The sequence below is a fragment of the Inconstantimicrobium porci genome (assembly GCF_009696465.1).
Classification (GTDB): Bacteria; Bacillota; Clostridia; order Clostridiales; family Clostridiaceae; genus Inconstantimicrobium; species Inconstantimicrobium porci.
Window position 1 is genome coordinate 1 of the sequence record NZ_VULX01000005.1, and the last position, 15,793, is coordinate 15,793.

Sequence of the window (15,793 nt, forward strand, 5' to 3'; positions counted from 1 at the left end):
ATAATGGTCATAAAAATAGAGGATGTATAAAATATATATCTACCGGAACCGATTATCGGGCATCCGTTGATGAAACATCAGATTATTTTAAACTATACTACTCAAAAAGGACAGAATCCGAAAGATACAATTCAAGATTTAAAAACCTTAATCTCGAAAATGCTTCTGTTAGAAACATTAAATCTGTATCTAACTTAAACACTTTAGGGCATATTTGCCTGTTAACTGTTGCAATCGCTGCTATTGCAGTTGGAAACCAAGATAAGATTCGTTCACTAAACGGACTTAAACGAGTTTCGTAAACCGTCCTACAATCCAATATTTTACATTCTATCATCCTCATGGGGATAGTATACCCTTTTTTGAGTCACTTTATTAATAAAAAACCTAACTTTTCCAAAATATTTCTCTATATCAATATTAAATTTTTAAAGATCAATTATGCTCATGTCTATTTTAGTAAATAAAACTTTTATATTAAGTTAATTTTACCACAAGTTTGTATTGACTTGAATATATTTATACAGTTATTTTATTTTTAATGTTATTATAAATTGCTTCCCCTATTCCACTTATATTTCTTATTTCATCTATATTTTTAAAATCACCATGTTCAGTTCTGTAGTCAATTATCTTCTGTGCTCTCCCATCACCTATACCTGATAATTTTTTCAGCGTTTCCTTGTCAGCAGTATTTATATTTATCAGTTCACTTTGAGTATTTCCTGATAATACACTACTTGTATTATTAATAGTATTATTGGGCTTAGCTAGACTTTTCTCACCTTTTTTAGGAATAACTATGCACTGATTATCACAAAGTTTCGCTGCTCTGTTTATCGATGACAAATCAGCATCATTATTAGCACCTCCTGACTTCTGAATAAGATCATTTACTATGCTGCCGCTATCCATTTTATAAACATCAGGATTTTTAACCTCACCTTTTATTTCAACATTAATAACTCCAGAGGCAGCACCAGTATTTTTGTTACTGCCATCATTACCAGCTGATTTCTTATTTGAAGTACTGCTCTTTTCTGAAAATGCATCTGTTGATTCTGACGAGCCTTTACCATCATCAATAAACATAGCTTCCACATCCTTCTGACTTATCTTTTTTGACGAAGAATTAATATATCCAACAGTTATACATACTGCAGCAATTACAGCTATTATAACAGCCCCTATTATTTTTTCCTTTCTCCTCATTTTTCACTTTCACCTCTAATTTCTACATTGCCTATCAATAATTATTAACATAATATTCTATTTTTATAGCTTATTTTTTGCTTTTTTGCTATAATTTATGAATATAAAAACTAAATAAGAGGTACATATTATGAGAAAAGGAATCAATTCTATAATTTTATTTGTTATTGTTTTCATTTTGTGCAATTCTATTTTTTTCTGTCAGAATGCATTTGCTGAGGATAATACTAAAAGTGACTGCGAAAGCTATGCACTTGTTGATGCTGAAACTGGACAAGTACTTTTAGGTCAAAAAGAAAATACAGTTATGGTACCCGCTTCTACAACAAAAGTCATGACTGCAATAATAGTTTTAGAAAATTCAAAACTCACAGATAAAGTTACAGTAGGTGAAAATCCAGAAAGAGCAGAAGGTACTTCAATTGGTTTAAAGAAGGGTGATCAATATACAGTGGAAGATCTTCTACACGGACTACTTCTTGAATCTGCAAATGACTGTGCCGAAGCACTAGCAGAACATGTTGGTGGAACAAGACAGCACTTTATTGAAATGATGAATAAAAAGGCTCAGGATTTAAAGCTTAAACATACTAAATTTGTTAATCCAAGCGGACTTTGGGAAGATGATAATGTAACAACTAATAAAACAACATCATACGAGCTTTCATTAATCTTAAAGGAAGCATTAAAGTATCCAGATTATGTACGTATATCAAGAGTGCTAAATTATAAATTTCCTCCTCTTCCAGGAGATACATTTGAAAAATGGGTAAACAATAAGAATGAACTTCTTTTCAAAAAAAATTCATTCTATTATGAACCTACGGTTGCAGGCAAATCAGGTTATACAATAAAATCAGAACATACTTTTACATGTGCAGCTCAGAAAGATGGCAGAACTTTAATAGTTACAATAATGAAATCCTCAAGCAAGAATGATTATTTTCCTTTTGTAAAATATCTTTTTGACTATGGATTCAACAATACAACAAATGTAAAACTGTATTCTTCTGGTGAAAAGATAGCTACATATAAAACTAAAGATAATACAAGCGTTCCACTTCTTACAGCAAACGATTTGTATTATACAGTTAATAACAAGGATTTTTCAACAGATGTACTAAAAAACAAGAATTCATTAAAAGATTCTTTAAAGTTAAAAGTCAATCTTCCAAAAAACTTAAACAAAGTACACTTTAAAAAAGGTGATGAAGTTGCTACTGCCTCCATTTCAGTCAATAACAAGTATGCCTTAAATATTGATTTATGCAGTGGTATTACTAAAGAAAAAGAGAACGAATTATCATCAAAGTTTTCAAATAACTCCAAAACTTATATTTATATAACAATTGGTTCTCTTACAGTCATATTTATTCTATATTTATTTGTAAAAAAATCAAAACATAAAAAAGCACAGTAAGTTATTTAAGTCTTTCTTTAAGCTCTTCCATATCCTGTGGAAGTGAAGCTCTTAGAGAAAGGCTTTTTCTTGTTCTAGGACTTTCAAAATCAAGTCCGTATGCATGAAGTGCCTGTCTTTCAATAACACTACTGTCGTCAAACTCTTCACCATATAACGTGTCTCCGAATATAGGATGACCTAAATGGCTTAAATGAACACGAATTTGATGAGTCCTTCCAGTCTCAAGAACACATTCAACAAGATCAGCATCCTTTAATCTCCCCACTACTTTATAGTGTGTTATAGACTCTTGTCCTCTTTCATCAACAACTCTTTTAATTCTGTCTTCTAATGGTCTGTATATTGGAAGATTTATTGTACCACTTTCCTGCTCAAGATGACCATGTACTATGGCAAGATATCTCTTAATAAATTTATCTGTCTTCATCTCTTTTGAAAGCTGCATATGAGCAAACTGGTTCTTGCCTAAAATAAGAAGTCCTGATGTATTCATATCAAGTCTGCTTACAAGTCTTACAATACAGTTCTGCCCTGAATTTTTATAATAATGCATTACAGCATTAGCTAAAGTACCATCCGGGTGGCTTCTTGTAGGATGTACTGTCATAAACGGTCTCTTATTTACTACAAGAATGTCTTCATCTTCATATACGATATCTATAGGTATATCCTGCGGCTCAATATTCTGCGTTTCTTCTTTATCAAGATCAATAAATACAACTTGCCCTTCTCCTAACTTGAAATTCATCTTTACAGGCTGGTCATCAACTTTTATCCTTTTATCAAGTGATGCGCTTCTTATAATTCTTGTAGATAAACCTACATCTTCTTTTAAAAATTCTCTTATTTTCTTGCCAGAATAAATTTCAGGCACAACTTTGCTTATGCTGCTCATTATTTCCTCCATTAATAGCTTTATTCTAAAAATAAATGCTTTTCGCACAAATTATCTTTATTTCTTATAATCCTTGCCAAGAACTATTATAGCGTCATATTCACCAAGATCATTTGCTTCTACATTTTCAATCTTAGCTATTCCTGTATCATTAGCTACAATAAATTTCAGCTTGTCGTTCTTAAGTTTTATAACAGATTCTGAACATTTGCTACGGGAATTACCTATTTTTATGTTCTTATATCCATCTGCTTTCAATTTATTAGCTGCAGATGCTGCAAGTCCATTAACTGATGTTCCATTGAGCACTTCAATCTTAAGATTTTCCCTCTTTACATCAGCAACCTCAGCAGGTGCATCGCCACTTATTAAATCTAGTATTTCTCTGTTGCTGTTTTCATTATACTTCAAATATGATATTTTTGAAATGTTTACTGGTGTACCTTTAAGCGTAACCATTTTTATGTTGCTGCTTTTAAGGTCAAGCAAGTTAAGACCATAGCCAATCATTTCGTCTCTGCTCATATCAGATTCAATAGTTTCAGGAAGTGCTTTAAGTATTCCTGGGACCTTAAGAATTATAGACGGTGACTTGCATTTTGCAATGACTGCCTCAATAAATTTATGCTGATTATTAATTCTGCCAAGGTCACCATCACTTAATCCGCTTCCATCGTTGTTTTTTCTCCATCTGAAATAATGCTCACACTGCTGACCATTTAGATGCACATTCTTACCCTTCTTCAAATCAATATGCAGATTCTGAGTAATATCATCATATTTCATATCAGTATCAATATCCACATTAACACCACCAATGGCATCCATCATCTTTCTAAAGCCAGTGTAATTAACTTTAACAATATAATCTATACGCTGATAAAGCATTGATTCAATTTGTTTTCTAAGTCCGCTCTCACCCTTAAGCGCCATTACATTATTTATCTTCTGGTTCTTACCATTTACCACTACAAGTATATCTCTTGGAATAGATACTATGATTGCTTTTTTAGTTTTAGGATTAAATTTAACAAGCATAATTGTATCTGTTCTCTTTATCTTTTCATTATTTTTCTGAGTAGGATCACCTATATCAAGCCCTACAAGAAGTACATTGATGCACTTGTCTGCCTTCTTCTTATCTGCTTCATATAATATTTTATTAGTCAGGAAGTTTTTGTATAAAAAAATCCCGCCACATATCAGTATGGCGAGAATTAGTAATGATAAAATTCTTAATTTAAACTTATAATTTTCACTGTTTACTTTTCCCATATGCTCACCCCTGAAATATTTACCATACTTAATATAATAATACCACTAATTATAAACAACATTATAAAATTAAAATTAAGAATTTATTAAATATAATATATTCTCTTTAATATTCTTTGCACTATTATATTTTAAAGTATAGACTTATTTTTCTGTGATATAAGATAGTTTCTGGCCTCCAATGAAAGTGGATGTATCATATTGCCATTTTTTACCACATATATAATACTATTCGATAAACCTTGTAAAACTCCTTCATCAAGATTATCAAAAGTTATTTTTCTTAAATCTTCAACACCTGGAAAATTTCTATTTGGTTCTATATAATCAGCTATATATATTATTTTTTCAAGAGTGGTCATAATCTTCTTTCCAGTAGTATGATATCTCACAGATGAAAGTAGCTCTTCATCTTCAATACCCATCATATCTTTGCCAAGAATAGATGCTGTAAATCCATGTAAAAGCTGTGGAGATTCCTCCATAACTTCATCAATATCATAACCATGATCTTTAATAATTTTTTTCTGTTTTTCTATATCCATATATTTGGCTGCATCATGAATCAATGCTGCTATCTCTGCTCTTTTAGGATCAATATTATTAAGTTTTGCAAGCTTTATTGCACACTGTACAACACCCATTGTATGGATATATCTTGATTCCTTTAAATTATCTTTTAAATAATCTATAATTTCTTCTTTACTCCACACAGTTAATTTCCTACCTATACAATTTATTTTCACTAATATATCTGCTTACTGAGCTATTTAAGAAAAAGTCTACGTTTTCATTTTTAGAAACTGCATTTCTTATATAAGTAGAACTTATTTCTAAGTTAAGTGTATTGAGTAATATAATTTTACCCCCATACATCTTTTCAAACTTCTCTTTCTGGCTTTCTATTTCAGCTTCTTTATAGCCAGGTCTTGTAAGCACAACAAGCACAGCATTCTTCATTATTCTGTCAACACATTTCCATGTATCAAGATTAATCAGCGAATCTGCGCCAATAATAAAATATAATTCTGAGTCTTTTTCTTCGCTCTTCAAATGTTCCAGCGTTTCAAATGTATAACATTTTGTTTCTTTCTTAATTTCATAATCACTTACTTCAAAATTCTTATAATCTTTAATCGCTAGCTTGACCATATTATATCTTGATGAGCTGTCTGTCATATGGGAAGAATCTTTATGTGGAAGATTCCCTCCAGGTATAAATATCACCTTGTCAAGCTTTAACTCTTTAAAAGCTTCATATGCGATATAAAGGTGGCCATTATGAATAGGATCAAATGAGCCACCAAATACACCAATTTTTTTCATTACTTCTTTGTTGGAAGTTCTATTGTAGGATTCTTTTTAGATTGCTTATAAAGTACAAGCTTGCTTCCTATAGCCTGAACTCCTTCGCAACCTATTTCTTTACATAAAAAATCTGAAGCTTCTCTTGAAGTAAGTCCGCTGTTTTCAAGGACTGTAATCTTAACTAATTCTCTTTTTTCAAGTGCAGCTTCAACCTGCTTTATGAAAGCTTCGTCTTCTACACCCTTTTTACCTACCTGGAAGATAGGTGTTATCTTATTTGCAAGCCCTCTTAAATAAGCTCTTTGTTTAGTTGTAATCAATTTAATATCCTCCGTTACTATAATACATATTCAAATTCGAAATCGTTGACTCTTACAACATCTCCATCCTTGATACCCATTTCTCTAAGATCTTTAAATACGCCCTTATTGTTAAGTACCTTATGGAAATATCTAAGTGAATCAGGCTCATTAACATTTACTGCGCTAAGAAGTCTGTCAACAAATGAGCCTGTAACATTGTATATATTGTATGATTCTTCTCCATCATTAAATGGTTCAACTGAAATTTCGTAAGTAAATCTCTTTTCTTCTGGAACATACATATCTTCCGGATTGATTTCAAGTCCTGTTATTGGAATTTCCTTAAGCATTCTTGCGGCTTCCTTAACAACAGCCTCAACACCTTCATGAGTAGCAGCGCTCATCTTGAATACTTTGTCATAGCCCATTTCGTTAACTTTCTTCTTAAAGTTTTCGAAAACATCGTCATCATAAAGCATATCAGTCTTGTTAGCAACTACTATCTGAGGTCTATCCCAAAGTTTTACGTTATATTTCTTAAGTTCTTCATTTATCTTAACGAAATCTTCTACTGGATCTCTTCCTTCAACTCCTGATATATCAACTATATGAACAAGTATTCTTGTTCTTTCGATATGTCTTAAGAATTCTAGTCCTAGTCCTACACCTTCAGCAGCTCCTTCAATAATTCCTGGTATATCTGCTATAACAAAAGGTTCAATTCCTTCAACCTTTACAACCCCAAGATTTGGTTTTAATGTTGTAAAGTGATAGTTTGCTATCTTTGGTCTTGCCTTTGTAACTGTTGATATAAATGTTGACTTTCCAACGTTAGGGAATCCCAAAAGTCCCACATCAGCTAAAAGTTTAAGTTCAAGATTAATAAATCTTTCTTCTCCAGGCATACCTGGTTCAGCATATTTTGGTGCCTGTCTTGTAGGTGTAGCAAACTTGAAGTTTCCTTTTCCGCCTTTTCCACCTCTGGCAACAACATATGTATCATCCTTGTGTGATAAATCGCACATTATCTTGCCTGATTCACTGTCTTTAATTAGAGTTCCAAGTGGCACCTTAACTATTAAGTCTTCACCATCTTTTCCATAACACTTAGATGTACCACCGTTCTGTCCATCCTGTGCTACGAATTTTCTTTTATACTTAAAGTCAAGAAGTGTAGTTATTCCTGTATCTACTACAAAAATTACATTTCCACCTTTTCCTCCGTCTCCACCATCTGGACCGCCAAGTGGTACATATTTTTCTCTTCTGAAAGATATAGCACCATCTCCGCCTTTTCCTGATTTAATAAAGACCCTGGCTGTATCTATAAACATATAATCACCTTACTTTCTATTTTATTCTTTATTTATATCTATATAATAGTATATCCTTTTTTTGTCCATATATTTTAAAAAGCACCCTATTGCTAGGATGCTTTTTCATCAGCTTAAAGTTTATTCAGCTATTTCTTCAAGATCTAGTGGGTAAACTGAAGCTTTCTTCTTATCTTTTCCGACTCTTTCGAATCTTACAACTCCGTCTACTTTAGCAAATAATGTATCATCTTTGCCCTTTCCAACGTTGTTTCCTGGATGAATCTTAGTTCCTCTTTGTCTAACTATGATGTTTCCAGCTAATACGAATTGTCCGTCAGCAGATTTAACTCCTAATCTCTTTGATTCAGAATCTCTACCGTTCTTAGAACTACCAACCCCTTTTTTGTGGGCAAATAGTTGAAGGTTCATTAATAGCATAAGGTTACACCTCCTCTTTCAATATTCTTATATATTGACTTCTCGTTTTATTTCCTAAACTTTTGTTCAAAGCCATTACTGTGCTTTTTAAAGTAAAATCAAATGTCTTCATCAAAACCTGACATTTTTCAATATCATCCTCTGATAAATTATTAAGATTAACTTCTAAAAAGCCATTTTCAATTTCATAAAGTGGTCTAAGCTTTAATACTTCCTGTATTCCAATAAGAACATTCTGCGAAAGTACTGATACTGTATTACATATCATATCATAAGCATCTCCAATAGTAGCATCCATTACCTCTTGCGAAACAGCATGGCCCTCTATCTTAAAACCAATTATGTTATTGTCATTATGTTTAAAAATAACTTTAATCATAATAATTAAGCTTCGATCTTTTCGATTACTAATTTAGTATAAGGTTGTCTATGACCATTTTTTCTTCTGTAGTCTTTCTTTCTCTTATACTTAAATACTATAACCTTCTTAGCCTTACCTTGTGCTGCAACCTTAGCTACAACTTTAGCACCTTCTACAACTGGACTACCAACTGTAATGCCGCCGTCTTTAGCTACTGCTAAAACTTCTGTAAGTTCAACTGTTGAATCAACTTCAGCTTCTAGCTTTTCAACGAATATTACGTCTCCTTCTTGAACTCTGAATTGTTTTCCACCTGTCTTTACTACTGCGTACATTAAAAACACCTCCTCATAACGGACTCGCCACTTCGGGTACACAAATCAAATGATTTATGTTTAGATAAAAACCTTTCGTGTGCGGTTTACAAATGCCATTTTATCATATCAGCATATTTTTGTAAAGTTACTTTTAGCAAAATTCTATATTATTCACCTTGTATTTTGCAAGGTTTTCCACCTGTTTTTTGAATAGCAAAGGTTCTACCTTAAAGCTGTCGATTCCTGGCACAAAATTAAGATAAATATTCTTTGTTATACCTTCAATCTCCTTTAAAAACGTAAAAATATCACCTTTTACTGATTTTTCATAATGCTCGCTCAGCTCTATATAAAAATCATTAATTGCATTTTCACCTTCAACACGTAATATTTCATTTCTAATCAGATTTTCTATATATGAAAGCTTAAGTCTTTTGCCGTGACCGTCACATGCTTCGCATTTTTCTTCAATATATGAGTAAATACTCTTTCCTTTTTTCCTTCTTGATATCTGTACAAGATCAAGTTCAGTAAAAGGATATATCCTTGTATTTGTCTTATCATTGTAGAAGGCTTTTCTAAGAGCATTAAGCACATCTGCTTTGTCCTTATCATCTCTCATCTTTATAAAATCAACAATAATCATACCGCTTAAGTTTCTGAGTCTTACCTGTTTACCTATTTCATAAGCTGCTTCCATGTTGGTGTTCTTTGCTGTATCAAACTTATTACCATGTGAAATATTCTTTGATGAATTTACATCTATTGCATACAAAGCTTCAGTCTTATCAATGACAATCTGTCCGCCATTTTTAAGGTTAACAGTATTATGTCTAAGACTTACTATTTCTCTTTCTATGCCATAGTAATCAAACATTGTCCTGTAATCTTCATGAAGTATAACATCAATTTCATCTTCATCGCCTATATATTTTTTTATAAGTTCATAATCATCTTTGCTGTCAACAACTATCTTTGATGTCTGATTATTTATATTATCTATAAGCACCTTATGAAGAAGACTGTTTTCACCATAAACTCTCTGTGGTTTCAATATGTATTTCGATTTTTCATTTATATCACATATTTTTTCATAGATTGAATCTATCTCTTTGTTTACATGTAATACATCTGTATCTTCTGCACTAGTTCTGATAGTCACAGCTACATCATTTGGCAGTACCAGTTCATTTTTTAAGTTATTTATTATTCTTTCATCCTTTATTCTTCTTGATACAGAAAGTCCTTGTCTGTTAACAGTTAATACTGCATATCTTCCAGCAACAGAATATTCCTCAGTAACCTTGGCACCCTTATTACCGATTTGTTCTGTTAAAACTTCAACAATAACTTCATCACCCTGCTTATAAGTTCTGCCTTTTTTCATATTCATTTGAGCATCTCTTTTGTGTCCGATATCAACAAATACTGCTGATATTGCAGGAACTATATTCTTGATTCTCCCTTTGTATATTTCACCACATAGAGGTTCATTACGTTCCTCTTCCTCTTCAATGAAACATTCATAAAGTTGTCCTTTTTCTTTGACAGCTATTCTTAATATCCTGTCTCTTCTTTCAATAAAAATCTCCCTCACACAAGCACCCTCTCTCTATTAACTCATGTAAATATACTATTTAAAACATTTTTATATTAATAATTTATTTTTTAAATTAATTTAGAATTTAAAATGTAAAATTAAAAATTGAGGATGAAATCAGCAAACTGATTTCTAAATTATAATGGAGGCTTCCGCCTCCAACCTTTCAATTTAAAATAAATATTTCAAATTGAACAATTAAGAAGATTTAAAGAGGGCCAATCCCTCTTTTTAAGCGAACATACCAAATCTTTGATTTGGTATGTTCGCTTATGCCTTGGCTAGAACTCCCCACAACGGGAGTTCTAGCCATAATTCTAAATTTTAAAATCTAAATTCTAAATTATTATAGTTTATATAATTCTACAAGTTTATCATCCTGTAGTGTGTACATTTCTTCTCTTCTTATTTCTACAAATCCGTCTTCAACAAAGTTTGTTGTGTTACTTTTGATAAAAGTTGCTAATAAATCTGGTGACAAGTTTTCTCTGCTGCCGCAGCTTATTAAGCAGTTTAGTATAAGCTTATCTTCATCAATCTTGTACTCTATAGTTTTAACCAATTTCTTGATATCTACTTCTTTCTCGCCCTTCTTAGTCTTTTTAATAGTAATCCACTCTGATTTTGCAAAAAGCTTATCTAATTCAGCCGAAAGAACATCTGTATTATTGTATTTTATAATTATTGTATATTTTGCAGCATCAATAAGCGCCATTGATGGTGGTATTTTCTTTTCATTTTTAAGTGGTGCCGGTATCTTCTTTGCACATATAAAATGTATAGTTTCAGGAGATGCTTCGTTAAGTGTTTCTATAAGTTTATCTTCATCCATTTCTGATTCAAGTTCTATATCCATGTAATCTCCTAATGAATAAACTCCTACAGATAATGGCTGGGCTATTGCTGTTGCCATATGAGGATTAAATCCCTTTGAATAAGATATATCTATCCCAGACTTACCTACTATTCTCTGAATAGTTCTAAGCATATCAAGATGTGATATAAACTTTATACTATTTTCTTTTGTAAATTTAATTAAGTATCGCACCTTCAAAACACTCTCCTTCTTTAAAGTTTACATTAACACCACAACCAGTACATCCCTTTCTACAGTTCTTAGTAAGGACTCCTGTCTTTGCTTTTTCATTTTCTATTTCAAGGTACTTTCTGTTAACACCAATATCTATAAAATCCCATGGAAGTATTTCATCATAGTTTCTCTCCCTGTAAGCATAGAAATCGCCATCAATATTACATTCTTCAAAAGCCTTCATCCATACATCATTGTTAAAATATTCAGACCATCCATCGAATCTTGCACCATTTTTAAATGCCTTTATAAGAACATCACAAAGCTTTCTATCACCTCTTGCAAATACGGCTTCAAGATACGAAACCTTCTGCATATGATAATTGTAATTAATGTTTCTTGATTTAATAGAACTCTTTACAGCATTTATCTTATCATCTACTTCGTCTAATTTCTGCATTGGCGCCCACTGGAATGGGGTAAATGGCTTTGGAACAAAGATAGAAGTACTCACTGTTATCCTAAGTCCTCTGTTTCTCTTTTCCTTAGGTACTCCATAGTACTGATCTTCAACTTTATGTGCAAGCTCTCCTATAGCTTTAACATCATCAATTGTTTCATATGGAAGTCCTATCATAAAGTAAAGCTTTATTGTACTCCAACCAGATTCAAAGGCATTTCTTACTGCTTCAAGTATTCTTTCTTCATTTAGTCCCTTATTAATAACATCTCTCATTCTCTGAGAACCTGCTTCTGGTGCAAATGTAAGTCCAGTCTTCTTAACCTTCTGGATTTCCTTTATAAGATCAACTGAGAAAGCATCCATTCTTATTGAAGGAAGTGCTACAGATACTTTTTCACTGCTATGCTTTTCAATAAGCTTGCTAACAAGTCTAGTTATATCTGAATAGTCACATGTACTTAAAGAAGATAATGATATTTCCTTATATCCTGATGCTTTAAGCATTCTATCAGCTTCTTCAAGAAGAGTATCAAGTTTCTTTTCTCTTACTGGTCTATATATCATTCCTGCCTGGCAGAATCTACAGCCATTAGTGCAACCTCTGAATAATTCAAGTACAACTCTATCATGAACAATTTCAGTATAAGGAACAATCATATCTACAGGGAATGATACCTTATCAAAATTATTAATTATTCTCTTCTTAACTACAGGCTTTACATCGTCATATTTAGGCTTGAATTCTTTTATTGTTCCATCTTCGTTATATGAAACGTCATATAGTGATGGCACATATATACCCTCAATCTTAGATACTGCTCTTAAGAATTCCTTTTTACTCTTACCTTTATACTCTCTGTATAAATCAAGCACATCGTTCATCATTTCTTCGCCTTCTCCTATTTCAAAGAAGTCAATGATGTCATGTAATGGTTCAGGATTATATGCACAAGGTCCTCCAGCCATTATGATTGGAAAATCTTCGCCTCTTTCACTTGACTTTAATGGTATTCCACTCATGTCCAGCATATTTAATATGTTTGTATAACTCATTTCATATTGAAGTGTAAATCCAAGCATATCAAAATCACCAAGTGCACTTTTAGTTTCAAGAGTATATAGAGGAATATTATTCTTTCTCATAAGCTCTTCCATGTCAGTCCATGGTGCAAATACTCTTTCACAATATGTATCTTGTCTTTCATTTATTGTATGATATAAAATTCTCGTTCCAAGGTGTGACATTCCTACTTCATAAACGTCTGGGAAACAGAATACAAATCTTATATCAACTGATTCTATGTCCTTCTTTATCTCATTTATTTCTCCGCCTATATATCTTGCTGGTTTTTCAACTTTGCATAATATGTCATCTGATATATTTACCATGTTTGCCTCCGTTATTTTATTGATAAATTAAAGGGCTGCTGCATAAAAGACCTCTTATATCAACATCCCCTTAAACTATCTTATCTAATCATATATTTTAACATAAAACCTTTCTTAAACCAATGTGTTTTTATTCCTGCTATTTATATATTCCTCAAGCGAAATATTACCATATACCTTAAGCGCCTCTACAACCTCCTGTTCTGTAACTTCCCCTATCATCTTCATATTATCATCAAGCACATAAAAAATATGATACGTGTTCTTATTTGTATATCCCAAAAGACTTAAAAGCCCTTCTTTATAATGAACTGAAATCATTCTGTTGATTATATATTTGCTTTTCAAAAACTTTTTCTGTTTTCTTATTATATCCCCCATTATTATATACATTACCCTTCCTTTTTCTTTATATGTCTCTATAAATATCATTACCGTTATAAGTAAAATGGATATATTTATTTTTCCGTAGTAAAAATTTATTACAAGTATGAGACAAAACAATACTACTGTTATAAAACTGGAATATATAATGATGTTATGTGCTTTCTTAAATAACATTTTCAAACTAAGTATACTTTTTAAAATTTTAGCACCATCTAATGGAATTGCTGGTATTAGATTAAATGCTCCTAGTGCAAGATTTATTACAAAACATTTATGCAGAAATACTGAACCCAACCATTTATATATAACGAGAAATATAACTGCTAACATCAAGTTACTTAATGCACCTACACTAAAAATAATAATTTCTTCTCTATGTGAAAGTTCATCTATGCTTTGTAGCTCGATAGTTGTACCCAAAGGATGTATGTTGAATTTTTCCACTTCCACATGTAAAGCTCGTGCTGCATAATAATGTGAAAGCTCATGTATTATAATAAATAAAAATGATAAAAATATTTCTGATTTCCATCCTAAAATCATAAGTATCAATATCTGAGGAAACAGCCATCTGCTTACTTTTACCATAATACACTCCTTGTAAATTTTACATATTAATCACTGACTTTGGATCCTTTTCTTCACCTTTATAACTTATTGCGAATATTATTGCTGCAATCTTACTCTTTCCTATTACTGTACTTTTGCCTAGAACTTCACCTTTATCGACTTTATCTCCTTCTTTTACATACACATCTGAAAGTCCAGTACAACTCACCTCAACACCATCTGTATTATTTACTATGACAGTATTAGATTTATCATCATTTTTGATAACTTTTCTTACAACACCTGTATATGGGTTGAAAATCTGTGAACCCTCCTTTGCACTGATCAGTACTCCTTTTCCAGAAACAAGCTTATCTTTATCTTCAACAATATTGCCATTAATAGGTGATACTATGTTGTTCTTCACACTATTAAAACCCTCATCATTTTTTTGTTTTGTGCTATCATCATTACCTGCAGCATCAAATTTTGTTTTCAATGTATCTACCGCATTATCAAAATTCTTTTTTATAGAATCTATCTGAATATACTTAGTAACTTTTTCTGTAAGATCAATGTCTAATATATTTTTTGCATATTTATAAACATATTGTGACTGTGATGTATTTATAATCTTACATCCAAAAACAAAAACACACAGCAGAAATGTTATTGTGAATTCCTGAATCAATCTATTTCCGAGATTAAATTTAATTAACGGTTTATTAACATTCTGCTCTGTCAATCTTTCATCAAAAGAGTTCCTACTGAAGTTATCTTCCGGTGACTTATGAACTGCCTTTTTATACAGCTGCTGATAATAACTTTTTGTTTCTTCCTGATAATTATTCATTTAACATCCTCCTGTAAAAATTATCTTCACACTATATATATATTAGTAAAGATTTCGAATATACTATAATTCAACGTTGAATAAATAATTAAAATTTTAATACTCCTTATGATGTAATGATCAGTCACCAATAATCATTGATCAATTTTTGATAAATCTTATATTATAAGCTATAAAAAAACATTCAGCTAATATTTTAACTGAATGATTTTCTAATATACTATATTAAATTTTGACTCTTACTTAGATTTCAAATCTTCCTGTTGTCGCTAGTGCTTTAAAAAATATTTCTGCAGTTCCCTGGTTTGTTGCAATTGGAACATTGTGTACATCGCATAATCTTATTAATGCTGATACATCTGGTTCATGAGGCTGTACAGTAAGTGGATCTCTCAAAAAAATCACCATATCCATATTTCCTTCAGCAATCATTGCTCCAATCTGCTGGTCACCACCCATAGGACCAGGAAGCACTTTATGTACTTCAAGATCAGTGTTTTCCATTACTCTTTCACCAGTGGCTCCTGTAGCATATAATTCATGTTCTTTTAAAACATTTTCGAATCTCTTTGCCAATTCAACAATATCATCTTTCATATTATCATGTGCAATTAAACTAATGTTCATAAACTATTCTCCCCTTACTTTAATACCTTATAATATTATAATTCATTC

17 protein-coding genes and 1 pseudogene are annotated in these 15,793 nt (G+C 31.6%); 2 read left to right on the forward strand and 16 right to left on the reverse strand.

Annotated elements, in window-relative coordinates:
* A pseudogene (locus FYJ33_RS16030) lies at window positions 1-302 on the forward strand (transposase); the annotation flags it as partial.
* Window positions 303-519: 217 nt separating this feature from the next.
* On the opposite strand, the gene FYJ33_RS05290 reads toward FYJ33_RS16030, so the two are convergent.
* Complete coding sequence (locus FYJ33_RS05290; RefSeq protein WP_154530719.1) at window positions 520-1,212, reverse strand: helix-hairpin-helix domain-containing protein; 693 nt, start codon at window positions 1,210-1,212, stop codon at window positions 520-522.
* 130 nt (window positions 1,213-1,342) lie between these two features.
* On the opposite strand from FYJ33_RS05290, the gene FYJ33_RS05295 reads away from it, so the two are divergent.
* Window positions 1,343-2,632, forward strand: a complete 1,290-nt coding sequence (locus FYJ33_RS05295) for a D-alanyl-D-alanine carboxypeptidase family protein (protein ID WP_154530720.1) — start codon at window positions 1,343-1,345, stop codon at window positions 2,630-2,632.
* Window position 2,633: 1 nt separating this feature from the next.
* On the opposite strand, the gene FYJ33_RS05300 is transcribed toward FYJ33_RS05295, so the two are convergent.
* The 15 genes from FYJ33_RS05300 to FYJ33_RS05370 form a co-directional block, all read right to left on the reverse strand.
* Window positions 2,634-3,530: an RluA family pseudouridine synthase gene (locus FYJ33_RS05300; RefSeq protein ID WP_154530721.1), complete on the reverse strand. Its 897-nt coding sequence runs from the start codon at window positions 3,528-3,530 to the stop codon at window positions 2,634-2,636.
* A gap of 57 nt (window positions 3,531-3,587) precedes the next feature.
* Complete coding sequence (locus FYJ33_RS05305; RefSeq protein ID WP_154530722.1) at window positions 3,588-4,805, reverse strand: LCP family protein; 1,218 nt, start codon at window positions 4,803-4,805, stop codon at window positions 3,588-3,590.
* A 131-nt stretch (window positions 4,806-4,936) separates the two neighbouring features.
* Entirely contained in the window at window positions 4,937-5,551 is a 615-nt protein-coding gene (yqeK, locus tag FYJ33_RS05310) for a bis(5'-nucleosyl)-tetraphosphatase (symmetrical) YqeK (protein ID WP_328598658.1), read from the reverse strand.
* Window positions 5,529-6,131 (reverse strand): nicotinate-nucleotide adenylyltransferase, encoded by a 603-nt coding sequence (nadD, locus tag FYJ33_RS05315; RefSeq protein ID WP_154530723.1) that lies wholly within the window; start codon window positions 6,129-6,131, stop codon window positions 5,529-5,531. Before nadD ends, yqeK begins: the two co-directional genes overlap by 23 nt.
* On the reverse strand, window positions 6,131-6,433 hold the full coding sequence (gene yhbY, locus FYJ33_RS05320; protein WP_154530724.1) for a ribosome assembly RNA-binding protein YhbY: 303 nt from the start codon (window positions 6,431-6,433) through the stop codon (window positions 6,131-6,133). Before yhbY ends, nadD begins: the two co-directional genes overlap by 1 nt.
* Window positions 6,434-6,450: 17 nt before the next feature.
* Entirely contained in the window at window positions 6,451-7,749 is a 1,299-nt protein-coding gene (obgE, locus tag FYJ33_RS05325; protein ID WP_154530725.1) for a GTPase ObgE, read from the reverse strand.
* A 120-nt stretch (window positions 7,750-7,869) separates the two neighbouring features.
* Window positions 7,870-8,169, reverse strand: coding sequence for a 50S ribosomal protein L27 (rpmA, locus tag FYJ33_RS05330; protein WP_154530726.1), 300 nt, complete (start codon window positions 8,167-8,169; stop codon window positions 7,870-7,872).
* A 4-nt stretch (window positions 8,170-8,173) separates the two neighbouring features.
* Window positions 8,174-8,548, reverse strand: coding sequence for a ribosomal-processing cysteine protease Prp (locus tag FYJ33_RS05335; protein WP_154530727.1), 375 nt, complete (start codon window positions 8,546-8,548; stop codon window positions 8,174-8,176).
* 5 nt (window positions 8,549-8,553) lie between these two features.
* The gene (gene rplU / locus FYJ33_RS05340) at window positions 8,554-8,865 is read right to left on the reverse strand and encodes a 50S ribosomal protein L21 (protein WP_154530728.1); all 312 of its coding nucleotides are present in this window, start codon (window positions 8,863-8,865) and stop codon (window positions 8,554-8,556) included.
* Window positions 8,866-8,998: 133 nt separating this feature from the next.
* Window positions 8,999-10,444, reverse strand: coding sequence for a ribonuclease E/G (locus tag FYJ33_RS05345; protein WP_277643517.1), 1,446 nt, complete (start codon window positions 10,442-10,444; stop codon window positions 8,999-9,001).
* 349 nt (window positions 10,445-10,793) lie between these two features.
* Window positions 10,794-11,495 (reverse strand): TIGR03936 family radical SAM-associated protein, encoded by a 702-nt coding sequence (locus FYJ33_RS05350; RefSeq protein WP_328598659.1) that lies wholly within the window; start codon window positions 11,493-11,495, stop codon window positions 10,794-10,796.
* Entirely contained in the window at window positions 11,479-13,329 is a 1,851-nt protein-coding gene (locus FYJ33_RS05355; protein WP_154530730.1) for a TIGR03960 family B12-binding radical SAM protein, read from the reverse strand. The genes FYJ33_RS05350 and FYJ33_RS05355 overlap by 17 nt, the downstream gene beginning before the upstream one ends.
* Before the next feature lie 114 nt (window positions 13,330-13,443).
* Window positions 13,444-14,304 carry a site-2 protease family protein gene (locus FYJ33_RS05360; protein ID WP_154530731.1) on the reverse strand — a complete coding sequence of 287 codons (861 nt, stop codon included), beginning with the start codon at window positions 14,302-14,304 and terminating at the stop codon, window positions 13,444-13,446.
* 19 nt (window positions 14,305-14,323) lie between these two features.
* Window positions 14,324-15,118, reverse strand: a complete 795-nt coding sequence (locus FYJ33_RS05365) for a M23 family metallopeptidase (protein WP_154530732.1) — start codon at window positions 15,116-15,118, stop codon at window positions 14,324-14,326.
* Window positions 15,119-15,361: 243 nt separating this feature from the next.
* The gene (locus FYJ33_RS05370) at window positions 15,362-15,745 is read right to left on the reverse strand and encodes a methylglyoxal synthase (RefSeq protein WP_154530733.1); all 384 of its coding nucleotides are present in this window, start codon (window positions 15,743-15,745) and stop codon (window positions 15,362-15,364) included.
* Between the last annotated feature and the right edge of the window lie 48 nt (window positions 15,746-15,793).